This is a genomic window from Rhizobium sp. 05L419 (assembly GCF_056397845.1).
The window spans coordinates 21,665-47,289 of record NZ_JBFTOF010000018.1 but is presented as its reverse complement, the minus strand read 5'-3'; the positions used below and the strand labels follow the sequence as shown (position 1 = coordinate 47,289).

Below are 25,625 nucleotides of genomic sequence, written 5' to 3'. Positions count from 1 at the left end.
AGAATGTTCAAACGCTGGCTCCAACACACAACCATGGCAACGATGGTGGCGCTTGCGCCGCTATCGGTCATGGCGCAGGAAACGCCGAAGCAGGGCGGCGACATCGTCGTCACCTACAAGGACGATATCACCACGCTAGACCCGGCCATCGGCTACGACTGGGTCAACTGGTCGATGATCAAGAGCCTCTATTCGCGCCTGATGGACTACACGCCGGGCACGCCGGATCTTGTGCCGTCGCTCGCCGAGAGCTTCACCGTTTCGCCGGATGGCCTCACCTATACCTTCAAGCTCCGCAAGGGCGTAAAGTTTTCGCACGGCCGCGAAATTGTCGCCTCCGACGTCAAGTATTCGATCGAGCGCGCCGTCGATCCGAAAACGCAAGGTCCCGGCGCCGGCTTCTTCGGTGCCATCAAAGGCTTCGAAGATGTAACCGGCGGCAAGACAACATCTCTTGCCGGCATCGAGATGCCTGATGCTTCGACCGTCGTCTTCAACCTTTCCCGTCCGGACGCCACCTTCCTCCACGTTCTCGCCATCAACTTCGCCTCCGTCGTGCCGAAGGAAGCCGTCGAGGCAGCCGGCGGCGACTTTGGCAAGAAGCCCATCGGCTCCGGCCCGTTCATCCTGAAGGACTGGACAATCGGCCAGCAGCTCGTTTTCGAGCGCAACAAGGACTACTTCGTAAAGGACGTTCCGCACATCGACAGCTTCAAGGTCGAAGTCGGCCAGGAACCGCTTGTCGCTCTGCTTCGTCTGCAGAAGGGTGAAGTCGACATTGCCGGCGACGGCATTCCGCCGGCGAAGTTCCTCGAGATCAAGAACTCGGCCGATGGTGCGAAGATGATCGTCGATGGCGCGCAGTTGCACACCGGCTACATCACGCTCAACACCAAGATCAAGCCGTTCGACAACGTCAAGGTTCGCCAGGCGATGAACATGGCGATCAACAAGGATCGCGTCACCCGCATCCTGAACGGTCGCGCGACCCCTGCAAACCAACCGCTGCCGCCGCTGATGCCGGGCTACGACACGTCCTTTACCGGCTATGCCTATGATGTCGCCAAGGCCAAAGCCCTGCTTGCTGAAGCCGGTTATGCCGACGGTTTCGAGACCGTGCTCTATTCGACCAACACCGATCCGCAGCCGCGCATCGCCCAGGCGATCCAGCAGGATCTCGCGGCAATCGGCGTCAAGGCTGAAATCCGCGCGCTGGCGCAGGCAAATGTCATCGCCGCCGGCGGTACCGACGGCGAAGCGCCGATGATCTGGTCGGGCGGCATGGCCTGGATCGCCGATTTCCCGGATCCGTCCAACTTCTACGGTCCGATCCTCGGATGCTCGGGTGCGGTCGCGGGGGGCTGGAACTGGTCGTGGTATTGCAACGCCGATCTCGATAAGCGTGCCGTTGCCGCCGACTCCATGTCCGATCCGGCAAAAGCCGCAGAACGCACCGTCGCATGGGGCAAGGTCTTCACCGACATCATGGCCGATGCACCATGGGTTCCCGTGATCAACGAACGCCGCGTCGTGGCCAAGTCGCTGCGCATGGGCGGTTCCGACAACATCTACATCGATCCGACGCGCGTCATCAATTACGACGCGATCTACGTCAACCAATAAGCTCGACAGTAGCGAAGCCTTCCCGGCCAGTCCGGGAAGGCGAGAAAAGTCCAGGGAGATTTCCACATGTGCGTTGCCTGCACCCATACCATTCACCGCGCCCAGCACAATTTCGGCTGGAACAAGGATTTTGCCCCGGCCGTCGTTGCGAAGCCCGGAGAGACGATCCGTTTCGAATGCCTTGACTCGTCCGGCGGCCAGCTCGGGCGCGACGCGACGCTTGAAACGCTGAACAATCTCGATTTCGGCAAGATCAACCCGGTCTCCGGCCCGGTCTATGTCGAGGGGGCACAGCCGGGCGACGCGCTGAAGGTCACGATCCGCCGCTTCGAGCCATCGGGCCACGGCTGGACGGCCAATATTCCGGGCTTCGGCCTGCTTGCAGACCAGTTCAAGGATCCGGCGCTGCACGTCTGGTCGTACGATCCAAACAGTATGGCCCCTGCCCTCTACGGCCCGGGCGGCCGCGTGCCGCTGAAGCCCTTCGCCGGCACGATCGGTGTCGCACCCGCCGAGCCGGGCACCCATTCCGTGGTTCCCCCGCGCCGCGTCGGCGGCAACATGGATATCCGCGACCTGACATCAGGCGTGACGCTCTACCTCCCTGTCGAAGTCGAAGGTGCGCTCTTCTCGATCGGCGACACCCATGCCGCCCAGGGCGACGGGGAGGTTTGCGGCACGGCGATCGAAAGCCAGATGAACGTCGAGGCGACGATCGAGCTCGTCAAGGATGCCCGCCTGCAGACCCCGCGCTTCACGACAACCGAGCCCGTCACCCGCCACCTCGACGGCGCCGGCTATGAAGTCACGACGGGCATCGGCCCCGACCTTATGACCGGCGCCCGCGAAAGCCTGATGCGCATGATCGACCTACTTGGCGCCGAGCATGGCATGAGCGCAGTCGATGCGTATCTGCTCTGTTCGGTCTGCGGCGATCTCAGGATCAGCGAAATCGTCGATCAGCCGAACTGGGTGGTATCCTTCTACTTCCCGAGGATCGTATTCGCGTGACATTGTCTTCCGTCGCAACGCCAGTTCTTTCCATCGGCGACCTCAACGTCGACGCCTTGACGCCCGAGGGCCTCAAGCCGGTCCTGCGAGACGTGGGCTTCGCGCTGGCCAGCGGCGAGACGCTCTGCATTGCCGGGGAATCGGGCTCTGGAAAATCGGTGACCTCGCTCGCAATCATGGGCCTGCTGCCGAAGGCGTCATTGCGCGTCACCTCGGGCAACATTCTGCTTGGAGAACGCGATCTCCTGCAGCTTTCCAACCGTCAGATGCGCAGCGTACGCGGCGGCGATGTCGCAATGGTGTTTCAGGAGCCGATGACCTCGCTCAATCCTGTGATGTCGATCGGCGCACAGCTGACCGAGGCGATCCGCGAGCATCAGGGCGGCGAGAATGCCGACGCAGTCGCACTTCGGATGCTTGATGCAGTACAGATCACCGATCCCGCGGGCCGCCTCAAGCAGTTTCCGCACGAGCTTTCCGGCGGCATGCGCCAACGCGTGATGATTGCCATGGCATTGTCCTGCCGCCCGAAGGTGCTGATCGCCGACGAACCGACGACGGCACTCGACGTGACGGTTCAGGCACAGATCCTCAAGCTCATGCGTGAGTTGAAGGCGGAATTCGGGACCTCGATCATCCTCATCACGCATGACATGGGCGTGGTCGCCGAAATGGCCGACCGCGTGCTGATCATGCAGAGCGGCCGGATCATCGAAGAGGGACCCTCGCTCGAAATCTTCAATCGACCGCGAGAGAGCTATACCAGGCAATTGCTGGCAGCGGTTCCGAGACTGGGGGCGTTCGCGGGAACCGATGGTCCACCTCGCGTCACGCCAGGTGAGGCTAAGGCTCAAAAGCCGGGCCTTGTACCCGTTATGAACGTGCGCGACCTCAACGTCAGCTACGGCGCCCGGGCAAGCCGCTTCTTCAAGGGCAACCCGCCGGTTCATGCAGTCAGCGATGTCTCCTTCGAGATCAAACCCGGCCAGACCCTGGGTCTTGTCGGCGAAAGCGGATCGGGCAAATCGACGACCGGCAAGGCCGTGCTGGGCCTGATCCCATTTGCCGGCAGCGTTCTTATCGACGGGCAGGATATCGGCGGGCTCAGCCAGCGGGAGATGCGTCCGGTCCGCCGCTCTGCGCAGATGATCTTCCAGGACCCCTATGCATCCCYCGACAGCCGAATGGCGGTTGGTGCGGCGATTGGCGAACCGATGGTGATACATGGCATCGGGAGCAAGAGCGAACGGCAGGATCGCGTTGCCGAGCTGCTGCGTCGTGTCGGGCTGACACCGGACGCGGCAAGCCGCTACCCGCACGAGTTTTCGGGAGGCCAGCGCCAGCGCATCTGCATCGCACGGGCACTGGCCGTCGAGCCGAAGCTGATCGTTGCGGATGAAAGCGTCGCCGCTCTCGATGTCTCCGTGCGGGCCCGTGTTCTTGATCTCATGCTCGAGCTGCAGGAAACCATGGGCATCGCCTATCTCTTCATCTCGCATGACATGGCCGTTGTCGAACGCATGTCACACCACGTCGCAGTGATGCGCGGGGGCCGGATCATGGAGACGGGAACACGCCGGGAGATCTTTGAGAACCCGACCAGCGACTATACAAGGGCGCTGATCGCCGCAGTGCCGGTTCCCGATCCTGCTGCCCAGCGGGAACGGGTACATCGCATCGCCTGAGGGTGCGGAGCACCCGGCGCGCCTCCTTGTTCCAAATTGCACCAAGCAAATCCAGGCCTGCGCATCGGACACCAGCAAATTTCGCTGCCTGCGTGGATCAGCGGGACCCTGCCGCCATGATCATATCTGCGGCCTTCTCCGCGATCATGATGACCGGCGAATTGGTGTTACCGGAGACGATCGTCGGCATGATGGACGCATCGACGACGCGCAATCCAGCCAGACCGTGCACTCGCAGTGCCGCATCGACGACCGCGTGATTGTCGCTACCCATCTTACAGGTTCCGACAGGATGGAAGATCGTGGTCGCGATGTCACCGGCGCGGCCGATCAGCTCCTCGTCGCTCTGGAACGCCGTACCCGGCAACATTTCCTGCGGGTTGAATTTCGAGATCGCTTCGGTCTGCATCAGACTACGGGCATGGCGAATGGACTTTGCGGCGAGGATTCGATCCCCCGCCGTCGAGAGGTAGTTTGGCCTGATCTCGGGGGCTGCGGACAGGTCCGGACCCGTAACGTGGACCGTGCCCCTGCTTTCCGGCCGCAGGTTGCAGACGGAGACGGTGACCGCCGGATAGCGGTGAAGCGGTTCGCCCAGCTTGTCGGTGCTGAGTGGTTGCACATGATATTCGAGATCGGCCGTGGCAACCGCCGGATCGCTTTTTGCAAAGATGCCGAGCTGGCTCGGTGCCATCGAGAGCGGGCCTGAGCGGTGCAGTGCGTATTCAAGGCCCATGCCGGCGCGCGCAAAGAGATTGTGGTAAAGCTGGTTCAGCGTCTTTGCGCCCTCGATACGGAAGACGGTGCGGATCTGCAGGTGGTCCTGCAGGTTCTCGCCAACCCCCCGAAGTTCATGGACGACATCGATGCCAGCGGCCGACAGAAGGTCGTGCCGCCCGATACCCGAGAGTTCGAGAACCTTCGGCGAATTGATCGCGCCGGCCGAGAGGATGACCTCGCGGCCTGCATGGGCAACATGCGGCTGGCCGTTCAGTCGAAAGTGGACGCCGGTTGCGCGTCGTCCCTCAAATTGCAGCCGTTCCGTTTCCGCACCGGTCAGGACGCGCAGGTTGGATCGCTTCATTGCAGGGCGCAGGAACGCCTTGGTGGTGTTCCAGCGCACGCCGCCGCGCTGATTGACTTCGAAGTAGCCCGATCCCTCGTTGTCGCCGTCGTTGAAATCGTCTGTCTTGGGAATGCCGAGCTCTTCGGCTGCATCGCGAAACGCATCGAGGACCGGCCAGGAGAGCCGCTGCCGTTCCACTCGCCACTCGCCGCCTGCTCCGTGCATGCCGGACTTGCCGCGATAATTGTCCTCGGATTTGATGAAGTAGGGCAGCACCTCGTCCCAACCCCAGCCTCGGTTGCCCGCCTGCCGCCATCCGTCATAATCGGCAGCCTGCCCGCGCATGTAGATCATTCCGTTGATCGAGGAGCAGCCCCCGAGGACCTTTCCGCGCGGATAGGGAAGCGAACGGCCATTGAGCCCCGCCTCGGCGGCCGTCTTCATCATCCAGTCGGTGCGCGGATTGCCCATGCAGAAAAGATACCCGATGGGAATATGCACCCAATGATATCGGTCGCTGCCGCCTGCCTCGAGCAGCAGGACGCGGCTTGCCGGGTCCGCCGACAGCCGGTTGGCAAGCACGCACCCGGCCGACCCGGCTCCCACGATGATGAAATCGTAGGAACCGAAGTCGATAGCCGATTGATCTACAGTTCTGTTCACGCCGCTACTCCCGCCGCCTGCGTCTGCGCCGATGCCAGGCGCCGCCAGATTGGTGCCATGGCTTCGGCGACGTCGCGGTAAAGAGCATAGCGCCGCGCATAGTGGCCTTCCATGATCGCGTTCGGGGCATAGTGACGCTCCATCCGGACCATCGATGCAGCACCTTCGGCAAAATCCGCGAAGACGCCGGCGCCGGTTCCGGCCGTGATCGCCGCCCCGAGCGCGCCCGTTTCGCGCGAGCGCGCGATCGAAACCGGCACACCCAGAACGTCGGCAAAGATCTGCGGCCAGATCAGGCTTCGAGACCCTCCGCCCGACAGCACGGCTTCGTTGAAGACGGCCCCCGCTTGGCGTATCGTCTCAATGTGCTGACGATGGCCGAAGGCCACGCCTTCGAAGACCGCCCGCACCAGATGGCCCTTGGTATGCCAGCCGGCGACACCGTAGAAGCCGGCGCGCGCATTGCCGTCCTGCTGCGCGCCGTAAAGGAAGGGATGGTAGAGCGGATCGTCGGCCGCCGGCTCGATTGCCGCGACAAGATCTCCGCAGACGTCGAAGGGAGAGCGCCCGTCCGGCGCCTCAGGGAGGAGTTCGCGCACCAGCCATTCCAGGTTCGCAGCCGAGGTGGCGCTCGACTCGATCGCCATATAGCGCTCGCGGTCGAAGGTGGATGACATGAAGACCGGCCCAGCCAGCTGAGGCGCATCGATGATCACCTGATTGATGCTCCAGGTCCCGGCGATGATCGATGCCGCACCGGTCCGGGTCACCCCTGACCCGACAGCCGAGGCGACCACGTCGAACAGGCCACCGACCACTGGCGTACCGATCGCAAGTCCTGTCTGTGCTGCCGCGTCCTCGGTCACACGTCCGGCAATGTCGCAGCTTTCGATCAGGCGCGGCAATAGCGCGAGGCACTCGCCAAGACCATAGGCTTCCATCAGCTCGCGGTCGTAGCGCCGGTTGGCGACGTCCAGCAAGCCGCAGCCTGTCATGTCGGAAACGTCGCTGACGCTGACGCCGGTCAGGCGGTTGACGATGAAATCCTTGCAGAGGAAGACAGTGCCGATCTTGGCAAAGGTGTCCGGCCGATGACGTTTCAACCAGGCGAGCAATGTCGGCGTCTGCGATGGCCAGGGCCTTTGCTGCCCGATCGGGTAAGTGCGGTCGCCGACGCCCTGTGCCTGCCATTCCTCGACCAGCCCGGCCGCGCGTGTATCCAGCGACTGGATCGCCAGCAGCGGACGGCCGTCACGGTCAAGTGCGTACAGGCCGTTCCCGTGGCCGGCGCAGCCGACCGCAATGATCTCCTCGGCCTGGATGCCGGCCTGTTCGATACAGGTACGGATGACCCGGCGGGCATTCGTCCAGAGTTCGTCCAGGCCCCGCTCGACATGCCCGGGGCACGGCATGCGGCTATGTCCCTCCTCCGCCGCCGCGGCGATCTCGTTGCCGTCCCGATCAAAGATAACTGCCTTGATGACCGTGTTTCCGGCGTCGAGGCCCAATAGATATTCTGACATGCAGAACCCCTCCCAAGGTTCAGACCTTGATTCTTAGAGCATTTCCGCTTTTCTCCGAATCGCGAAAGCGCTCTAGCCTATTGTTTTCACGCAATTCCGACCGCTGGAATTGCTCTAGCCACGCTGATAGAGCTCGAAAGCGTCCTCCCCGCTCGCATCCCCATGCACGATCGCCATCAACCCGCGCACCACAGCACTTGGATTGGCGTGCTGATAGATGTTACGCCCGTAGACCATGCCAACGGCGCCCTGTCGCATCAAGGCTGCAGATTTGTCGAAGACGGCGCGAAGATCTTCCTTGCCGCCGCCGCGCACCAGTACCGGGCAACGCGCCGCTTCCACGACCCTGTGGAAATCCTCCGCATTGGTCGTCGGGTCGGCCTTGACGATATCGGCCCCCATCTCGCGGGCAAGCCGTGTCAGCGTGACGATCTTGTCGGCATCGCCATCGACCATATAGCCGCCCTTTTCCGTCACCGGCTGCATCACCAGGGGTTCGATCATGAGCGGCATGCCGTACTTGTCGCAGTCTGCCCGCACCCGCGAAATGTTCTGCACGCATTGGCGAAACAGGTCCGGCTCGTCGGGTAGCATGAAGAGATTGACCACGACGCAGGCTGCATCCATTTCGATGGCGCCGATCAGCGGCTCGGCCTCGTTCTGCAGCACCGCCCACATGTCGCGGTGACGGATGCGGTTGTAGGGATTGCCCATGTCGATACGCATCACCAGCGCCGGCTTGTCCTTGCCGGGCACATCCTGCAGCAGGTCCGCCTGGCCATAATTCATCTGGATTGCATCGGGGGCGGCATCTACAAGCGCCTTGACGACCGATGGCATGTCTTCGAGGCCATTGAGGAAGGACGGTTCGTTGCAGACCCCGTGATCGATCGCCACATCCAGGCAACGACCGCCACTAAACAGCCGGTTCATCCGGACTTTGCTGTTGTTTCGCATTTCATGCTCCTATGTTCGTTCCTTGCGGAAAGTGTGGTTTCGTCGACGCCATGGCGTTCGCGCAAAAGGGTGAGAAAACGACCGCGTTCCGCGGTGCGCTGGGCAGGCGTCCATCCCTTCTCCGCCGCGAGGAGGTCCAGCACCGCCTCCATCATCTGCAACGAGAGATTGCCGGAGATGGCAAGCGTGGTACGCCTCAAAAGCACATCGTCAAGGCGCTCGACGGCTTCGTTGCGGATCAGAAAAAGCAGTTCGCGTTGCGAATATCCGGGTTGCGGCAGCATTGCGTCGGGCTCCGCCGAGATAAAGAGCGCGATTGCCTCTGCCTCGGTGCCGTAACGCGCAAAAAGCTCCGCCATGCGCGCACCCGAAAGCCCTCTTTCGGCAGCGACCTCAGCAATCCAGGCCGCACGGTCCAGGGGAAATCGCCGGCCGCCGCCGATCGGCCGGTCGACTGTCGTAACGCAGCGCTGCCTGCCCAGCCGTTCCAGGGTGAGATCGGCTGCGAGCTCGCCGAACGAGCGAAAGGTCGTCCACTTGCCGCCGATCATGCACAGCACCGCCGGTCCGCCATCCGTTGCCTCGACAACAGTGCAGAAGTGGTCGCGCGGAATGCGCCCGGTAAAGCTGTCGGTGCTCGTCGGCAGCGGACGGACACCCGAGAACTGAAAGCTGACGTCCTCGGGCCGAACGGTGACGTCGGGAAGCACGAATGAGAGTGATTGCAGGATGTAGTCCCGCTCGTCTGTTTCGCAGCGTACCGTCTCCGGATCGTCGACACGAATATCCGTCGAACCGACCAGCACCTTGCCCAGATAGGGGAACAGAATGCAGATCCGCCCATCCTCGTTCTCGTAGTAGATCATGTGGTCTGCCAGAGCCTCGTAGAGAGCGGCATTCTCGATAATCAGATGAGAACCCTTGGTACCGCCCATCAGGGGCGCCGGCCGCGCTTGCGGCGCAAACAATGCACCATTGGTGATGTCGATCCATCCACCCGTCGCGTTGATGACGAGCGCAGGTTCGATTGTGGCCGAGCCCCCACCGATGTGGTCGTGGACGACAAACTGCCCTCCGCCGGTTGAACGGATATCGGCATAGTTCAACGCCCGCGCCTTCGACCCCGCCGCGATGCCGTCATCCAGAAGCTCGATGCCAAGGCGTTCCGGATGGCTGACCCATGCATCATGGTAGGTTGCCGAACTTTTGATATCCGGATTGAGCGCCGGCCACTTGGCAAGCGTCGCCCTCCGGCCGCGAAATTCGTGACGTGGCATCATGGCACGCTTGCGCGTCAGGAAATCATAGATGCTCAGCCCGACTTTGATCGCCAGGGCGCCCCGACGGCTCGGCCGGCGGCTCAGCCCGAAAAAACGAACAAGGCCGTTGCCCAGACCGGAAAAGATATCGAAGACCGGGACGGTCGTGGGAAGCGGTGCGACGTAGTGCGGCGCGTTGCGCAGAAGCCGGTCTCGCTCGGCGAGCGATTCCTGCACCAGCGCGAATTCGCCGTTTTCCAGGTAGCGCAAGCCGCCATGTACCATGCGCGAAAGCGCGGCACTGGCGCCGGAGCAATAGTCGGACTTCTCGACAAGAAGCACGCTGAGCCCCTGCAATGCCAGCTCCCGGAAGACGCTGATACCGTTGATGCCGCCACCGATAACGCACACGTCCACCTTCGGGCCTTGGCGAAGCCCGTCCAATGTCTCTTCACGATTCATGATGCAATCCGTTACCTGTCCATAGCAGTCAGCTTCGCCGAAATAGCGGCATTGACGGCCAGATGATCGTCCGCATCGAGCCGGATCGCGCCGGCTCGGGCATTGTCCAATGCCTGCGCAGGATTGCGCGCACCGCAAAGAGCGAAGGTGATGCCGGGCTGCGCAAGCGTCCAGGCGATGACTGTCTGCGCGATGCTGGCGGCATGCTTTTCTGCAACCGGCCTGATAGCGTCGGAAAAAGCCGTTGCCTTCTCGCGATTGGCCACGGAGAACCGGGGGTTTTCCCGCCGCTGGTCGTCGCCGGCAAAGACCCGGTCCGGGCCAATCGCTCCCGACAGCAGGCCGAGTGCGAGGGAGGAATAGCTTAGCGTCGAAATACCGCTTTTGGTCGTCAGCGGCAAAAGATCGGCCTCGATCTCATGGTCGATCATGCTGAAGCGTTCCTGGATGGCATCGAGACCGCCAACCGAAATATAGGCCTGGAGGTCAGCGAGGCTGACATTGCTGGCACCGATCGCACGGATCTTCCCGGACGCCTTCAGGTCTTCCAGCGCCCGCATCGTTTCCTCGACCGGGGTCGTGGGATCCTGCCAGTGAGTAATATAGAGATCGATGTAGTCTGTGCCGAGGCGCCGCAGGCTCTCTTCGATCTCGTGGAAGATGGCATCGCGGCCGAGATACCGGTGAACCGGCTTGTTGTCCTGATCGAAGAAATGCCGGCCCTTGTGGGTATGCCATACGAGACCGCACTTGGTGGCGATGACAGCCTTGTCACGACGTCCGGAGAGCGCCTTGCCGACGATCTCCTCGGAGCGTCCGAGCCCGTAGGCCGGGGCGGTGTCGATCAGCGTCACGCCGGCGTCGAGCGAAGCCTGGATTGCGGCGACCGATTGCGCCTCGTCCGTCCCGCCCCACATCCAGCCGCCGATGGCCCAGGTTCCGAGCCCGACCGCAGAGGCGGTGACGCCTGAGTTGCCGATGCCGCGCATCAACTGTTGCCCGCTCATTCCCGATATCCCTTGTCGTTTGCCAGCGCGAGAACCCGTGCGCCGGTTGCTTCATCCGTAACCAGCGTATCGAGGTGATGACCGCGCATCACACTCAGGATAGGTCCAGCTTTGTTTGGCCCGCTCGCCACACCGATTTTCGTCGGGATCGACGCGAACTCTTGAAGGGTCAGCGAGACCAAAGAGCGATTGAGGCTGTAGTCGCAAACCTGGCCGTGCTCATCGAGCAGATGGGCGAGAAGTTCGCACGAGGCGCCGGAGCGCTCGATTGCCACACGATCCGTGCTCGACGACGGGTGCAGGTCGTAATAGCTGGAGTCGTCCGACAGGATGGAGCCGATGCCGACGACGGCAATCTTGGCCTCACGCCCCCGCTTGAAGACGTCTTCGACCGAGCGCATGTTGATCAGCATTGCGCGTTCGGCCGCGCTGTCGGCAAAGAGCGGGGCGTGGATCTGGAACGAGCGTCCGCCGAGCCGTTCGGCCATCATCGTCGAGACGTGGTTCACATCGGTATAGTGCTTGCCCTGGACGCACCCCGTTGCCGGGATGACCTCGACGTCGAAGCGCCGTGGCGCCTGAAGGCCGGCGACGACGGCGCTGACGCCCTTGCCGCCCGTAATACAGATGGTGTCGCCATCTGCAATCTCCTCGAGGAGCAGGCGCGCGGCGGCCTCGCCGACGGATTGCAATGCAGTCTGCGGGTTGTCGGACACAGTGGGCACGACAATGGCGCGGCTGATGCCGCCGAGCGCAAGAAGCTGCTCCTCCATGTCCACCAGTGGCTCGACGGGAGACTTGATCTTGATCTCCACAAGGCCCAGCTGGCGGCCACGCTTGATCAATCTGTTCACGGTCGCGTGCGAGATGCCGAGCTGATCGGCGATCTGTGATTGCGTCAGCCCTTCCAGGAAATGCAGGACCAGGGCTTGGTGCATCTGGCGCGCGATGACGATTTCCTCGCGCGGCGCGGATAGGGATTTTGGTCTGACAATCGGCATGTCAAGCAGCCTTCCGCTTGTGGAGGAAATGGTCGATCGAAACGGCGGCAAGAAGAATGCAGCCCTTGATCATATCCTGCCAATAGACCGAGACATCAAGCAGGATCAGTGAGCTGGTAACCACCGAAAGCAGTGCCATACCGAGGATGGCGCCAAGGATCGTACCCGAACCGCCGCTCAGCGATGCGCCGCCGATGACCGCCGCCGCAATGATGTTCAGCTCCATGCCGACACCGAAAGTGGGGGTCGCTGCGCCGAAGCGCGACATGTAGATGACGCCGGCAACGCCCGACAGCGTGGTGCAGAGGACGGTGACCCAGAATTTCACCTGGTTCGTCTTGATCCCGGAATAGAGTGCCGCCTTCTCGTTGCTGCCCGTATAGAAGACCTTGCGGAAGGCCGTTGCACGGCGCAGCAGGAAGTCGAAGACCACCACCACACCGACGAAGATCAGGATCACATAGGGAATTCCATAGAGAGTGCCTTGTCCCACCGCCTTGAAGGCCGGCGGCAGTGTGAACAGCGAGAGCGGCGTTCCCTTCGTGATGATCAGGCAGACACCGCGCACGATGACCATCGCGGCAAGCGAGGTGATAAAGTGGTTGAGCCCGATGACCGTGACGAAGAAGCCCATGACGCAACCGATCAATGCGCTCGCGAGAATGCCAATCAACGAGGCGCTCCATGGGTCGAGCCCCAACAGGAACAGCGATCCGGACAATACCATCGAGAAGCATACAACCGATCCCACCGACAGGTCGATGCCTCCGACGATCAAAAGGATGGTCATGCCGACGACAACGATCCCCTCGACAGAGAAGGACATCAGCATCGCCCTGAAATTGCCGAGCGTCAGGAAATGCGGCGAGGCAAAGCTCATCAGGATGCAGAGCGCAAGTATGATCGCGATCAGACCTGCTTCCCGCATCGTCCCCAGTCTTTTCCAGGAAGGAGCGCGCTCCTTCGTCATCGCCAACGCATGATCTGTCATTGCCCTGTCTCCGGTCCCTGCTTTTTCTTCAGACGGCATGCTCTGATGCCTTCGATGCGTTGTGCTGTCGTGCGCCAATGCCGGATGCGAGCCTCATGATGGCTTCCTCGGTCATCGCATCGCCTTCGACTTCGCCGGCAACCTTGCCTTCGCGGATGACGATCGCCCGGTCACAGAGACCGAGAAGCTCGGGAAGTTCGGAGGAGATGACAACGATGCCGATGCCGGACCGCGCAAGGTCGCGCAACAGGCGGTGAATTTCCGATTTTGCGCCGACGTCGATGCCCCGCGTCGGCTCGTCCATGAGGATGACCTTCGGATCGACCGCCAGTTGCTTGGCAATGGCGACCTTCTGCTGGTTGCCGCCCGAGAGCGACGAGACGGGCATGTCGATGCCGCCCATGCGAACACCAAGACGGCGCGCCAGCTCGCTTGCCCGCTCTGCCTCAGCCTTGGCATTCAACAGCCCGAACCGACCGGTCAGCTTCTTGAGATCGAGAACCGCGATATTCTGGGCGATCGACAGGTCGAGAAAGACGCCGGAACCCTTGCGGTCCTCGGACAGGTAAACCACGCCGGCCCGCACCGCCTCAGCATAGGACGAGACGCGAAGCGCGTTGCCCTTCAGCAGGACTTCACCTTCGGTGGCATGACGCAACCCACAGATGCCTTCGGCGATTTCCGTGCGACCTGAGCCGATCAGGCCGCCGATCCCGAGAATTTCGCCCTTGCGGAGTTCAAAGCTGACGCCCTGGAAACGTGCACCGTCGCCGAGATCGCGAACGGAGAGAATGGCTTCGCTCGCACGCTCGGCTGCCGGTTGTTTCTCGGGATAAAGCTGGGTGATTTCGCGGCCGACCATGCGGCGCACAACGTCGTCGGGCGCAAGATCAGACACAGTCTCCGTTGATACATAGCGTCCGTCTCTAAAGACCGTGACGCGATCGCAGAGGCTGAAAATCTCCGCCATGCGGTGGCTGATGTAGACGATCGAGATCCCGTGGGCCTTCAGATCGTTGATGATGGCGAACAGCACCTGTGCTTCCGCCTCCGTCAGCGCCGCCGTCGGCTCGTCGAAGATCAGGACGCGGCAGTCGAGCGTCAGCGCCTTGGCGATCTCCACCAGCTGCTGGCTGGAAATTGGAAGGTCTGCGACTTTCCGGCGGACGTCGATTGGCGCCAGGCGGTTCATGACAGCCTGCGCGTCCCGTTCCAGCCTTGCAAAATTCATGAATGGCGACCGCCGGCGGTTCGTTGTCGCCATGAACATGTTCTCGGCGACCGTCGCATCCGGGCAGAGCGCGATCTCCTGGTGGACCAACCCGATGCCGAGCGACTGGGCAACGGCGGGAGACGCGATCTTGACGGGCACGCCGTCGACCAGAATCTCGCCTTCGTTCGGCTGCAGCACGCCCGCGATGATGTTCATCAGCGTCGATTTGCCGGCGCCGTTTTCGCCGCAGAGCGCATGCACTTCGCCTTTTCCAAGACTGAAGCTTACATCCGTCAGCGCCTTGATGGCGCCAAAGCGCTTGCTGATATTGCGTATCTCAAGGACCGGCGCCTGCACCATAATCCCCTCCATTTTCAAGYGTCTCATCGGTTGTCCGGGTGTCTCAGTGTCTCACCCCGGACAACCGCATTGCAAAGCTTACTCCTCGATGCCCTTCGTACCCCGGCGCTTGAGGTACTTGTCCCAGTAGAAGTCATCGGCATTGGCAGCCGTCACGATCGACAGGCCGTTATCGACGAAGGGAATGCTCATCGGGTTAAAGCCCGAACGCTTGGCGTCGTTCATCGGGTCGATCAGTTCCGGATGCTTGGCTAGCCACAGCATCATGAAGCCCATGTAGCCCTGCATGCCCTGGTTCGGATTGATGGAACCGAACACTTCGCCGGCCTTTATCATGTCGAGGATGTTGGCGTTGACGTCAGCGCACATGACAAGGATCTTGCCGCCGCTTTCCTTGTTGGCCTGAGCCGCACCAATCGCCGAGTTGGCTTCCGGCATGAATACGGCGTTGAGGTTGGGGTGCGCCTGGACCAAGCTCATCAGACCTTGATAAGCCTTGTTCGGGTCCTGGTTGGACGCTGCCCGGCCGACGAGCTTCATGTCCGGGTACTTTTCTTCCATCCGTGCGATGAAAGCCGAGATGCGCTTGTCGTGATTATCCTGTCCCGGATTTTCCAGAACCGCGTATTCGCCCTTGCCGCCAAGCTTCTCGGCAATGGCGTCGGCGGCGTAGGTGCCCTCGCGGGTGTTGTCCGACGTGATGAAGGAGATACGCTTGGACAACGGCGAGTCCGCCGCGAAAGTGACGACGGCCGTGCCCTGATCGATCGCGCGATTGATGGGCTCAATGAAAGGGTCCGAGTTCATCGGATGAACGAGGATGCCTGCCGGGTTTTGTGCGAGCGCCTGGTCGAAGGTGGCGATCTGCTTGTTGACGTCATATTCCGGCGTGCCGGTATAGGCGGTTTCGCAGCCGAGCTGCTGGCCTGCCTGCTTGAACATCTCATAGACCGGGAACCAGTATTCCACGCCCGAGACCATGACGTTCATCACATATTTTTCGCCGGGCTTGCAACGAAACGGATTTTCCGTTTCTGCGGCCGTTGCCGGCGAGATCATTGCTGCGGCGGCCAAAACGGCCAATGCGGTTGTGCTTAGAAAATTGCGCAAAGTTCCTCCTCGAGGCCGAAGCCCCCTCCCAACAGACTGATGGCGCGGATCGCGCCTTGATCGTGAAACCGGCTTCCTCCTCGAACTCCGGTGAGCACAACTAACCTCCGCAAAAGACCGTTGTCAATATAATTCACACCATGAAATATATTTCATGCGAGCGACTCTTCTTGTTAAATTGATTGCCGCGCTGCCACCTGGCAAAGCAATACAGATATCGACGTACCACCCTGCGGCAATGATTGCGGTTGCGATGCAGCTTGGTTGCCGCGCAGAGGCTAATATTAACGAGCCGTTAACCATATCCATCGTTTACAATCATTAACGGCCTCTCATGGTCATTGATTCGAGAGCTCGACGCGAAATTTGCGTTGGATGCGGGGAAGACGATTGCGGCGGTCGAAAACATGCGTGTGCTAAGATTGATAGCCTTTGCTGGGCTAGCCGGTCTTGCTGCCGGTTGCTCATCCACCGGCAACGTCAGGCTGCCGAATGCTGCCGAGACAGTGGCAAGCGAGCAGGCGCTGGCCTTGCCGCCGCCCGGCGGTCCGTCCATCGTCAGCGTCGTCGAGCACAAGCGCGGCAACGGCGTGGAACAGACGATTTCGCTGTTCACCTCGTCATCGGTACCCGGCCAGAATTTTCTGAAAGTGCAGTTTTTCGGGGGGAACGGCGCCAATCCCGGCGCCGGCAACGCGCCGTACAGAATGTTCAGCGAAAGCGGGCTATCACGGGAGATGTTCGCAGCCGTCCCCGGCGTCCCCTTGGTCAGGTCTGCGACGTTTCTGCAAAACAGCTACGGTCCGTTCGGTTACGCTTCCGGAAGAAGCCGTGCAGGAGATACCTGCATCTATGCCTGGCAGCAAATCCGCTCCAGCCGCTCTGCGCTGACGCAGGCACGCAATTTCGGGATGATTCAGGTTCGCCTTCGCCTGTGCGACGCGCGAGCAACGGAGCGCCAGCTTCTCGGCATCGTCTACGGCTACACCGTTGTCGGAACGTTCAACGGTGAGATCTGGAATCCTTTCGGCACGACGCTGACTACCGATCCGACGCTCGGGCGTCCGGGCAACCCGATCTATCCGGACGACGGCGGATATCGCAATTCGCCGATGGCAATCGGCTATGAGCCGGCGCCGGTTGCGCTTCGCCCGGCACCAGTTCGCCAGGCGGCTGCCAGAGTGCGGGCGCCGGCAGCTTTGCCCCCAGCCCTCGGCCCGCGTGTGCCGGGACCGGACATCTCGGAAGGTGAACCGCCAGCCGATGCCGGGAGCACCTCCGTTGTGATGGCGGCGCCTGCACCATTGCATCCGATGACGGCAAGCGGCGTAGCGGTGCCCTCGCCGGACTGCATAGGCGACGTGGCCATGACGGCCGCCTGCCAGAGATAGATGACGACAGGCCGGATTGCCGCAAAGTGTCCGGATCAATGCCTTCGAAGGGACGCCGATGCATAAAGCCCGAAGCATCTTGATATGGGCCGTGGTTTCGCTCTGCGTGATCGTACTGATCACCTTGCCTGTCAGTCTGCAGACACAGCTTATCGCCAGCATCACCGTCGTCGCCTTCATGGCGGTCATCAAGGGATTGAAGGGCGAAGGCATCTGGCGCTTGATCGCGCTCGCCTTCGGCACATCGATCGTGTTGCGCTACGTCTACTGGCGCACGACCAGTACGCTGCCGCCGCTCAACCAGCCTGAGAACTTCATTCCCGGGCTGCTGCTCTACCTCGCGGAAATGTACAGTGTGGCAATGTTGGCGCTCAGCCTGTTTATCGTGGCGACGCCGCTCCCGCCGCGCGCATCGCGCGCATCGAAACTGGATCGCTTTCCGCATGTCGACGTCTTCGTTCCCTCCTACAACGAGGACTCCCACCTTCTCGCCAATACGCTGTCGGCGGCCAAGGCGATGGACTACCCCGCCGACAAGTTGCACGTTTGGCTTCTCGACGACGGCGGGACGCTGCAGAAGCGCAACTCCAACAAGCTGCTCGAGGCGCAGGTCGCCGTCGCCCGCCACAACGAGCTGAAGCAGCTGTGCGAGGACATTGGCGTCCGCTATCTGACGCGAGACCGCAACGAGCACGCAAAGGCCGGCAATCTCAACAACGGCATGAAACACTCCTCCGGCGAGCTGATCGCTGTCTTCGACGCGGACCATGCGCCGGCACGCGACTTCCTCCTTGAGACTGTCGGCTACTTCGACGACGATCCGAAACTCTTCCTCGTCCAGACGCCGCACTTCTTCATCAACCCGGATCCGCTCGAGCGCAACCTGCGCACCTTCGACAAAATGCCGAGCGAGAACGAAATGTTCTACGGCATCATCCAGCGCGGTCTCGACAAATGGAATGCCGCCTTCTTCTGCGGATCAGCCGCCGTTCTCAGCCGCAAAGCGCTGGAATCGCAAAACGGCTTCAGCGGCATCAGCATCACCGAGGACTGCGAGACCGCTCTGGCTCTTCACGGCGCCGGCTGGAACAGCATCTATGTCGACAAGCCGCTGATCGCCGGACTTCAGCCCGCGACATTTGCCAGCTTCATCGGCCAGCGCAGCCGGTGGGCACAGGGCATGATGCAGATCCTGCGCTTCCGCTTTCCGCTCCTGAAGCGCGGGCTGACCATCCCGCAACGCCTTTGCTATATGTCTTCGACGCTGTTCTGGCTCTTCCCCTTTCCGCGCACGGTGTTCCTGTTTGCGCCGCTTTTCTACCTGTTCTTCGATCTCGAGATCTTCACTGCCTCAGGCGGCGAATTCCTCGCCTATACGCTCGCCTACATGCTCGTGAACCTGATGATGCAGAACTACCTCTACGGCTCGTTCCGCTGGCCGTGGATCTCCGAACTCTATGAATATGTACAGACCGTGCATCTGCTGCCGGCCGTCATCTCGGTGATGCTTAACCCGCGCAAACCGACCTTCAAGGTGACCGCGAAGGACGAATCGATCGCTGTCAGCCGACTGTCGGAAATCAGTCGGCCGTTCTTCGTCATCTTCGCCGTGCAGATCGTGGCACTCGCCGTGACCATCTTCCGCATCTATACCGAACCCTACAAGGCCGACGTCACGCTGGTCGTCGGCGGATGGAACGTCATCAACCTGATCATGGCCGGTTGCGCGCTCGGCGTCGTTTCCGAACGCGGCGAGCGGGCATCGTCGCGACGCGTTCGCGTCAACCGCCGCTGCGAGTTCGGCATCAACGGCAAATGGCATCTGGCTTCCATCGAGGACGTTTCCGTGCACGGCGCCCGCTTGCACGTCTTCGAAAAGCAGCTCGATGCTGCCCTGGTCGGCGGAGAAGGCGAAATCCGCTTCCAGCCCTATAGCGGTGCAGAGACGGAAACCCTGCCGCTGATCGTACGCAACATTCAGGCATCCGACGGCCTTTTGGCCGTGGGCTGCCAGTATGTCCCCAAGAGCGCGCTTGATCATCGTCTGATTGCCGATCTGATGTTTGCCAATTCCGCGCAATGGACACAGTTCCAGGAGGGGCGGCGCCGCAATCCCGGGCTTATCCGCGGGACGATCTGGTTTGTCGGCCTATCGCTCTACCAGACGAGCCGCGGCCTGGTATACTTCTTCCGCAGCATGCGGCCGGAGCGCGAAGAGCAGCGGCAAGCCGCAAAGGCAAACAGCTGATGAAGAAGGTCGTCTGCGCACTTGCCATTTGTGTCGGCGCATCGGCTTTCGCCTATGCCCAGACGGCACCGTTCGACATGTCCGGGGAACGCTCGACGGAGACGCGAGCGGTCGTTCCGCGTTTGACACTTCCTGCGACGCCTCCACCGACAGCACAGGCACCGATGGCACCGGTGGCGCCTGCGGCCCCGTCCGCGCCGGCAATGCCCGGCGCGACGCCCCCACCTCTGGCGCCGTTTTCGATGGACCCGGCTGCGACACCCGAGCCTCAAACCTCAGCGCCCGCTCAGCCGATACAGCCAACTGCACCGCCGGTTTCGTCCCGTCCGCTACAGCAAACCGCATCGGGACTGCCGGCGAACCCTGCGGCAGGCGACCTCACGCGCCGGTACGTCATACCGTTTCCGAAGCTTGGACTTGACGGCGAATATGACCGCAGGTCGTGGTCGGTATATCTGACGCCCGAGCAGGCCGCGGCCCCCGCTACGTTCAATTTCGCCTACCAGAATGCCATTGTCGTTGCCCCCGAGGCGTCCCAGCTCACGATTCTCCTCAACAACAGGATTATCGGCGAGCAGCCGGTCGGCTCGCCGGACGGCCCCACGAACGTTTCTTTCCCCGTACCGGCGCGGCTTCTGCAGCCGGGCGCAAATCTGTTGACAATCGAGGCAACGCATCGCCACCGCACCGATTGCACCGTCCAGTCAACCTACGAGCTCTGGTCGGACATCGCTCCCTCCGAGACTTTCTTGAAATTTGCCGGTCAGGAAGCCGCCAAGTTCTCAAGCACCGATGCTATCCGTGCCGTGGGCGTCGATGGCGCCGGACGGACGGAGTTCAATTTTGCGGTGCCGGCGCTTGAGCAGCCGGGCACGACGAAGCCGCTTTTGCGGTTGGCGCAGGGCCTTTCCGTCTTGAGCGGCATGCCCAACCAGACCTTCTCGTTCACGACGGACACCCTCCCCTCCTCCAGTCCCGGGAAAATGACCGTCGTCGTGGGAACGCCGAGCGAACTGCAACCTTTGTTTGCCGTGCCGCCGGCGGCACAGACAGCGCCTCTGGCGACGTTCGCGACCGATCCGCGAACCGGCGCGCCGGTCCTGCTTGTGACCGGCCCCTCGTGGCCAGCCATCTCTACGGCGATCGAGACGATCGTGTCGACGACCGACCGAGCCCCGACGATCCGCCGCGACGCACTGTCCACCCAGAGATGGAGCGCGCCGGATGCGCCGTTGATCTTTTCCGAAAGGACGCTGCCCTTTTCCCAGCTGGGCGTGAAGTCCACGGAGTTTTCGGGACGCCGTTTTCGAACAAGCTTCAATGTCGCGGTGCCGGCGGATTTCTACGCCAACGCCTATGGCGAGGCGACGGTCCTGCTGGACGCGGCCTACACGCAGACGGTCCTGCCGGGCAGCCACCTCGATATCTATGTCAACGGCAACATCGCCTCCACCGTGCCGATCACCTCGACCGGCGGCGGCATCTTCCGGCACCTGCCCATTCGGGTCACGATGCGGCATTTCAAGCCGGGTCTCAATACCGTGTCGCTCGAAGCGATCCTGCTGACAAAGGAGGACGAGCTCTGTGTTCCCGGCACCACGGCAGGCGCCGGACCGCGTTTCGCTCTTTTCGATACCAGCGAATTCCACATGCCCGACTTCGCCCGCGTTGGCCAGCGGCCCAATCTCGCCGCACTGGCGGGAACCGGCTATCCCTATAGCCGCGCCGCGCAGCCGACGCCGCTTTTTATCGACCGGGTGGATGCGGACACTCTTTCGGCAACGGCCACATTGCTGGGCCAGATGGCACTCGTCGCGGGACGTCCAATCGACATAGAGCCTGCTGCATCACCGGCCGCGATCGGAGAGCGCGATGCCATCTTCATCGGTTCGATCTCGCAGATGCCGCAGGGGGTCCTGTCACAGCTGAATATCGCGACCACCAGCCAGGCCACTTGGCGGCCGCTCGCCGCCACGCAGACCACCCCGACCGAAACCAATGTGATGTTCGACCAATGGCGTTCCAAGGTCAGCGGCGGCGTCTGGCGCGGTCAGATCACATCGTTCCAGGAATGGCTCCGCAGGAACTTCGACATCTCGTTGAGCTCCCTGCAGTTCATTCCGGGGGCAGAAGAGCTGTTTACGCCGTCGAACGCCAACAGCTTCATGCTTGCCCAGGGAACGAGCACTTCGGGCAACTCGACCTGGACGATTGCCGCCGCGCCATCGGCTAGGGACCTTCGAGACGGGGCCAACGCCGTGACGGCGCTGGCGAACTGGCCGCAGATTGCCGGCCATGTCACCACCTATTCCGCGGCCACCGGCAAGATCGAAACGGTGGCGGTCAGCCGTTTCGACTTCATCGGTGCGGAACAGGGGACAATCGCCAACTACCGCCTGATCGCGGCAAATTGGCTGTCGACCAATATTCTATCCTATGCCGTCCTGCTGGTCGGTCTTTCGCTGCTGATCGGCGTGACGACGGCGAGCATGCTCGCAAGACTGGGCAGGCACAAATGAGCAAGTGGCGAACCATGCTTGCGGCGGCGGGGCTTGCCCTGCTCGCCTTGTGTCAGCCAACAGCTGCACAAGCAGCCGCGATCGATGCACAGGCATGGGGCGCCTACAAGGCAAAGTTCCTGGACGCAAGCGGTCGCATCATCGACGACGGCAACGGCGGCATCAGCCACAGCGAAGGGCAAGGATACGGGATGCTGTTGGCATATCTTGCCGACAGCCCATCCGATTTCGAGCAGATCTGGTACTTCACCCGCACCGAACTGCTCTTGCGCGACGATGGCCTTGCCGTCTGGAAATGGGACCCCGCCGCCACCCCGCATGCGACCGACACCAACAATGCGTCCGACGGCGACCTGCTGATTGCCTACGCGCTCGCGCTCGCGGGCTCGGCCTGGAACAATCAGTCCTATCTGGAGGCCGCAGCGAAGATTGCTGACGCGCTGCTGGCCCACGCCATCGTAAAAACCGGCGGGCGCACCGTCCTCTTGCCCGGCGTCGAGGGGTTCAATGCGCCTGAAAGGGCAGATGGCCCGGTGATCAATCCATCGTACTGGGTCTATGAGGCGATCCCCGTCATGGCCGTGCTGGCGCCGTCCGACGCATGGCACGCATTGTCGGATGACGGCTTGTCGCTGCTGCGGTCGATGCAGTTCGGCCCGCGCAAGCTACCGGCCGATTGGGTGAGCCTCGATCATCAGCCGCGGCCTGCCGAAGGGTTCGATGCCGAGTTCGGATACAACGCAATTCGTATTCCGCTTTACCTTGCCCGGGCAGGAGTTTCGGACAAGGCGCTGCTGCTACGATTGCAGTCGGGAATGACGGCCTCAGACGGTGCGCCAGCGACGATCGATCTGAAAACCGGCAAGCCGATGCAGTCGCTTCCGGACGCTGGTTATCGAATTGTTAACGATGTTGTGGCCTGTGTAACAGATGGAACGAAGCTTCCCGCATCGTCCCGGCAGTTCGCGCCGTCGCTCTACTATCCGTCCACCCTTCAGCTTCTGGGGTTGGCCTTTGTCGGGGAGAAACATCCGGAGTGTCTTTGAAATCCTCTCTCGTTGCAGTGTCGGTTGCGATCGCGGTGGCAGGTCTTGTCACCGCGCTGAAGGACCGCGCGGCTCTGCAGGAGGCGCTGGGGTTCGGCACTCCAAACCGTTCCACGCCACAGGTGATGTTGATGGGGCGGATCACGGGCCCCGACCCCTTGCCCAAAAGGCCGCAATTCGACATGCAGTCCGTCGCAGACCGCATTCAGGCCGTTGCGGCTGCCCCTGCGGCGCTCGGCGAACAATCTCCAAATGAACCGGCGTCCTCGTCGCCAGCTACTGTTGCGCAGGCAGCGCAGACGCCGGCGCAACCGGCCGCCGCCCAGCCCGCTCCGCAGCCGAAGGTGGATGAAAGCGCACTCCGCTATTTTGCCAGCAGGGGCGACAAGGCGCGGCTTCAGGCGGAAATCTCGCGTCTGCAGGCGCTCTATCCGAACTGGGTGCCGCCGGCCGATCCGCTGGCCATCCCCCAGGGCGGCGACAAACAACTCGAATCCATGTGGCAGCTCTATTCGGAAGGGCGCTACGCGGAACTGCGAAAGGCAATCGCCGATCGTCAGGCGACCGATAGCGCCTGGCAACCGCCGGCAGATCTGCTCGACCGCCTCGATGTGGCGGAAGCGCGGTCGCGGCTGGTGAATGCCTCGAACCTCAGGCAGTATGCCACGGTCGTGCAGATCGGGGCCGACACGCCGAGCCTGCTCACCTGCAGCGACATCGACGTGCTATGGCGCGTTGCCGAGGCCTTCGCCCGGACCGAGCGTGCCGAGCGCGCACAGGACGCCTATGCCTACATCCTGAAAAACTGCACGAACCCACAGGAGCGCCTGGCAACGATACAGAAGGCTTCCGGATTGCTGCCATACGGGCCGATGCAGGTTCTGCTGGCGCTCGAGCGTCCCGATGGCAACGGCGGCCGCGAGTTCGACAGCATTCGCAACGACCTCGCCCGAAGTTTCGTTGCCGCCGGCAACGGAAATCCGGATCTTGCAATCGCGCCGGACTACATCGCCCAGGTGCAGCATCTGGCCGAAACGCAAGGCCTCGCCTCCGACAATCTGCTGCTTGGCTGGTACAATCTCCGTCGCGAAAACCATACGGACGCGGAAAAGTGGTTTCGTGCGGCGCGCGCCAAAGAGGACTCGGCCAGCGCCTCCCAGGGGCTGGCGCTGGCGCTGATCGCGCAAAAGAAACAGCAGGAAGCAGAAGACGTCATGTACAAATGGCGTGCCGCTTCCCCGGACGCAACGGCCACCTATCTGGCGGCGACCGCCAATCTGATGGCGCTGCAGCCGCCGGCAAACATCGGCGAGGACGTGCTCGGCCGCATGGCCGCTGAAGTGATCGCCCAGAAGTATGTGCCGACGGCGCAGCAGTTCGGCTGGTATGCACGCTCCCTCAACCAGCCGCAGACCGCAGCGCGGTGGTTCGAGACGGCCTTGCGCTGGAAGCCGGACGACGAACCGTCGGCCTATGGGCTCGCCATCACCCGTGAGCAGCTCAACGACGGCAAGGGCGTCGCGGAGGTTCAGCGCCTCTGGGCGGGACGATCGACGCGCATAGCAAGGCTCGGAGAAACGGCCGCGCTCACACCTCCGACGCAGAATGCACTCCCATCGCCCGGCAGCGCGGCACAGCTGCAGGCACAGAGCTCATCTGCGCAGGTCATCGCATCCCCAACGGCAAGTGAGACGACGGCCGCGCGAAGCGGGTACGCGCCACGATCGGCTGAACCGACGCAGGCGGCCATGCAAACCGTACCCGTGCGACGCGGCGCCCGCCAGCCGCGCGGATGCTCGACGACGATTAACGCCCAGCTGCTGGACCCCGCAAGCGCGCTTACCCGTGGCTGGTGCCTGATGGATCTGAACCGGCCGATGGAGGCTGCCGAGGCTTTCGAGGCAGCGCTTGCCAGTCCCACCCGCAGGGTTCGCGAGGATGCGGCCTACGGGCAGAGCCTCGCCTACCTGCGCGCCGGACTTTCCAACCACGCCGCGGTTGCCGCAACGAAAGCGCCGCAAAGCCGCCAGCGCGCCGCTGAGCTCCAGGTCGCCATCCTTTCCGATCGTGCCCTTGCCGCCTTCGGAGCGAAGCGCTACCGCGAGACGCTTGTTTATCTCGACCAGCGTGCGCAGTTGCAACAGGAGCGCATCGATCTCATGGTTCTTCGTGGATACTGCTACCTGAACCTTCAGATGTATGGCGACGCCGAGCGTATCTTCAACGCGGCAGCGGCCACCGGAAGCAAGGACGCAAATCGCGGTCTTGCCGATCTGAAGAGTGCCACCCATCCGGACTCCAAGAACTAGGCTACTTGCTACGAAGAGGGTGTTCGCCTTGCGAGGTATGATTGGCCTCGGCTTGTGATGTGTGATGCTGTGGGCGCAGACTTCGGATCCGTGACGGTCTGCCGTTCAAGGTGGCCGGAAACAGCCAGCCTCGCAACAACGAAAATGCCCGCCGCGAGACCAGCGGCGGGCATCTGCACTT

Annotated in this window: 17 protein-coding genes; 8 read left to right on the top strand and 9 right to left on the bottom strand. The window is 62.2% G+C overall.

Annotation, left to right across the window (positions count from 1 at the left end):
- Nucleotides 1–3 precede the first annotated feature (3 nt).
- The 3 genes from AC1DMK_RS20890 (at nucleotide 4) to AC1DMK_RS20880 (ending at nucleotide 4,319) form a co-directional block, all read left to right on the top strand.
- Nucleotides 4–1,623, top strand: a complete 1,620-nt coding sequence (locus AC1DMK_RS20890) for an ABC transporter substrate-binding protein (protein WP_477861650.1) — start codon at nucleotides 4–6, stop codon at nucleotides 1,621–1,623.
- 66 nt (nucleotides 1,624–1,689) lie between these two features.
- The gene (locus AC1DMK_RS20885; RefSeq protein WP_477861648.1) at nucleotides 1,690–2,634 is read left to right on the top strand and encodes an acetamidase/formamidase family protein; all 945 of its coding nucleotides are present in this window, start codon (nucleotides 1,690–1,692) and stop codon (nucleotides 2,632–2,634) included.
- Nucleotides 2,631–4,319 (top strand): ABC transporter ATP-binding protein, encoded by a 1,689-nt coding sequence (locus tag AC1DMK_RS20880; protein WP_477861646.1) that lies wholly within the window; start codon nucleotides 2,631–2,633, stop codon nucleotides 4,317–4,319. Before AC1DMK_RS20885 ends, AC1DMK_RS20880 begins: the two co-directional genes overlap by 4 nt.
- A 97-nt stretch (nucleotides 4,320–4,416) precedes the next feature.
- Here AC1DMK_RS20880 and AC1DMK_RS20875 read toward each other — a convergent pair whose 3' ends face one another.
- The 9 genes from AC1DMK_RS20875 to AC1DMK_RS20835 all read right to left on the bottom strand — a co-directional run bounded on the left by AC1DMK_RS20875 (nucleotide 4,417) and on the right by AC1DMK_RS20835 (nucleotide 15,931).
- Nucleotides 4,417–6,048, bottom strand: a complete 1,632-nt coding sequence (locus AC1DMK_RS20875; protein WP_477861644.1) for a GMC family oxidoreductase — start codon at nucleotides 6,046–6,048, stop codon at nucleotides 4,417–4,419.
- Complete coding sequence (locus tag AC1DMK_RS20870) at nucleotides 6,045–7,571, bottom strand: FGGY-family carbohydrate kinase (protein ID WP_477861642.1); 1,527 nt, start codon at nucleotides 7,569–7,571, stop codon at nucleotides 6,045–6,047. The genes AC1DMK_RS20875 and AC1DMK_RS20870 overlap by 4 nt, the downstream gene beginning before the upstream one ends.
- A 114-nt stretch (nucleotides 7,572–7,685) precedes the next feature.
- The gene (locus AC1DMK_RS20865; protein WP_477861640.1) at nucleotides 7,686–8,528 is read right to left on the bottom strand and encodes a class I fructose-bisphosphate aldolase; all 843 of its coding nucleotides are present in this window, start codon (nucleotides 8,526–8,528) and stop codon (nucleotides 7,686–7,688) included.
- Nucleotides 8,501–10,249, bottom strand: a complete 1,749-nt coding sequence (locus AC1DMK_RS20860; RefSeq protein WP_477861638.1) for a glycerol-3-phosphate dehydrogenase/oxidase — start codon at nucleotides 10,247–10,249, stop codon at nucleotides 8,501–8,503. Before AC1DMK_RS20860 ends, AC1DMK_RS20865 begins: the two co-directional genes overlap by 28 nt.
- An 11-nt stretch (nucleotides 10,250–10,260) precedes the next feature.
- On the bottom strand, nucleotides 10,261–11,256 hold the full coding sequence (locus tag AC1DMK_RS20855) for an aldo/keto reductase (protein WP_477861636.1): 996 nt from the start codon (nucleotides 11,254–11,256) through the stop codon (nucleotides 10,261–10,263).
- Nucleotides 11,253–12,257 (bottom strand): sugar-binding transcriptional regulator, encoded by a 1,005-nt coding sequence (locus AC1DMK_RS20850; protein WP_477861634.1) that lies wholly within the window; start codon nucleotides 12,255–12,257, stop codon nucleotides 11,253–11,255. Before AC1DMK_RS20850 ends, AC1DMK_RS20855 begins: the two co-directional genes overlap by 4 nt.
- Nucleotide 12,258: 1 nt before the next feature.
- Nucleotides 12,259–13,248, bottom strand: coding sequence for an ABC transporter permease (locus AC1DMK_RS20845; RefSeq protein ID WP_477861632.1), 990 nt, complete (start codon nucleotides 13,246–13,248; stop codon nucleotides 12,259–12,261).
- Nucleotides 13,249–13,276: 28 nt separating this feature from the next.
- Nucleotides 13,277–14,821 carry a sugar ABC transporter ATP-binding protein gene (locus AC1DMK_RS20840; RefSeq protein WP_477861777.1) on the bottom strand — a complete coding sequence of 515 codons (1,545 nt, stop codon included), beginning with the start codon at nucleotides 14,819–14,821 and terminating at the stop codon, nucleotides 13,277–13,279.
- 78 nt (nucleotides 14,822–14,899) lie between these two features.
- Complete coding sequence (locus tag AC1DMK_RS20835; RefSeq protein ID WP_477861630.1) at nucleotides 14,900–15,931, bottom strand: substrate-binding domain-containing protein; 1,032 nt, start codon at nucleotides 15,929–15,931, stop codon at nucleotides 14,900–14,902.
- Nucleotides 15,932–16,338: 407 nt separating this feature from the next.
- Here AC1DMK_RS20835 and bcsN point away from each other — a divergent pair, with 407 nt between their 5' ends.
- From bcsN to AC1DMK_RS20810, 5 genes are read left to right on the top strand one after another with little or no spacing between them, the layout of a single operon-like run.
- A complete protein-coding gene (gene bcsN / locus AC1DMK_RS20830; RefSeq protein ID WP_477861775.1) occupies nucleotides 16,339–17,322 on the top strand; it encodes a cellulose biosynthesis protein BcsN in 984 nt (327 codons plus the stop codon).
- A gap of 58 nt (nucleotides 17,323–17,380) precedes the next feature.
- On the top strand, nucleotides 17,381–19,570 hold the full coding sequence (bcsA, locus tag AC1DMK_RS20825; protein ID WP_477861628.1) for a UDP-forming cellulose synthase catalytic subunit: 2,190 nt from the start codon (nucleotides 17,381–17,383) through the stop codon (nucleotides 19,568–19,570).
- The gene (locus AC1DMK_RS20820; protein WP_477861626.1) at nucleotides 19,570–22,089 is read left to right on the top strand and encodes a cellulose biosynthesis cyclic di-GMP-binding regulatory protein BcsB; all 2,520 of its coding nucleotides are present in this window, start codon (nucleotides 19,570–19,572) and stop codon (nucleotides 22,087–22,089) included. The genes bcsA and AC1DMK_RS20820 overlap by 1 nt, the downstream gene beginning before the upstream one ends.
- Nucleotides 22,086–23,135, top strand: coding sequence for a family 8 glycosyl hydrolase (locus AC1DMK_RS20815; RefSeq protein WP_477861624.1), 1,050 nt, complete (start codon nucleotides 22,086–22,088; stop codon nucleotides 23,133–23,135). The genes AC1DMK_RS20820 and AC1DMK_RS20815 overlap by 4 nt, the downstream gene beginning before the upstream one ends.
- A complete protein-coding gene (locus AC1DMK_RS20810; protein ID WP_477861773.1) occupies nucleotides 23,132–25,444 on the top strand; it encodes a cellulose synthase in 2,313 nt (770 codons plus the stop codon). Before AC1DMK_RS20815 ends, AC1DMK_RS20810 begins: the two co-directional genes overlap by 4 nt.
- The last annotated feature ends 181 nt before the right edge of the window (nucleotides 25,445–25,625 follow it).

Coding starts and splice junctions, on each gene's coding strand:
- AC1DMK_RS20840 (WP_477861777.1), bottom strand. CDS start 14,821: ATGGTGCAGGCGCCGGTCCTTGAGATACGCAATATCAGCAAGCGCTTT.
- AC1DMK_RS20855 (WP_477861636.1), bottom strand. CDS start 11,256: ATGAGCGGGCAACAGTTGATGCGCGGCATCGGCAACTCAGGCGTCACC.
- AC1DMK_RS20860 (WP_477861638.1), bottom strand. CDS start 10,249: ATGAATCGTGAAGAGACATTGGACGGGCTTCGCCAAGGCCCGAAGGTG.
- AC1DMK_RS20850 (WP_477861634.1), bottom strand. CDS start 12,257: ATGCCGATTGTCAGACCAAAATCCCTATCCGCGCCGCGCGAGGAAATC.
- AC1DMK_RS20815 (WP_477861624.1), top strand. CDS start 22,086: ATGAGCAAGTGGCGAACCATGCTTGCGGCGGCGGGGCTTGCCCTGCTC.
- bcsA (WP_477861628.1), top strand. CDS start 17,381: ATGCATAAAGCCCGAAGCATCTTGATATGGGCCGTGGTTTCGCTCTGC.
- AC1DMK_RS20890 (WP_477861650.1), top strand. CDS start 4: ATGTTCAAACGCTGGCTCCAACACACAACCATGGCAACGATGGTGGCG.
- AC1DMK_RS20845 (WP_477861632.1), bottom strand. CDS start 13,248: ATGACAGATCATGCGTTGGCGATGACGAAGGAGCGCGCTCCTTCCTGG.
- AC1DMK_RS20885 (WP_477861648.1), top strand. CDS start 1,690: ATGTGCGTTGCCTGCACCCATACCATTCACCGCGCCCAGCACAATTTC.
- AC1DMK_RS20870 (WP_477861642.1), bottom strand. CDS start 7,571: ATGTCAGAATATCTATTGGGCCTCGACGCCGGAAACACGGTCATCAAG.
- bcsN (WP_477861775.1), top strand. CDS start 16,339: ATGCGTGTGCTAAGATTGATAGCCTTTGCTGGGCTAGCCGGTCTTGCT.
- AC1DMK_RS20865 (WP_477861640.1), bottom strand. CDS start 8,528: ATGCGAAACAACAGCAAAGTCCGGATGAACCGGCTGTTTAGTGGCGGT.
- AC1DMK_RS20820 (WP_477861626.1), top strand. CDS start 19,570: ATGAAGAAGGTCGTCTGCGCACTTGCCATTTGTGTCGGCGCATCGGCT.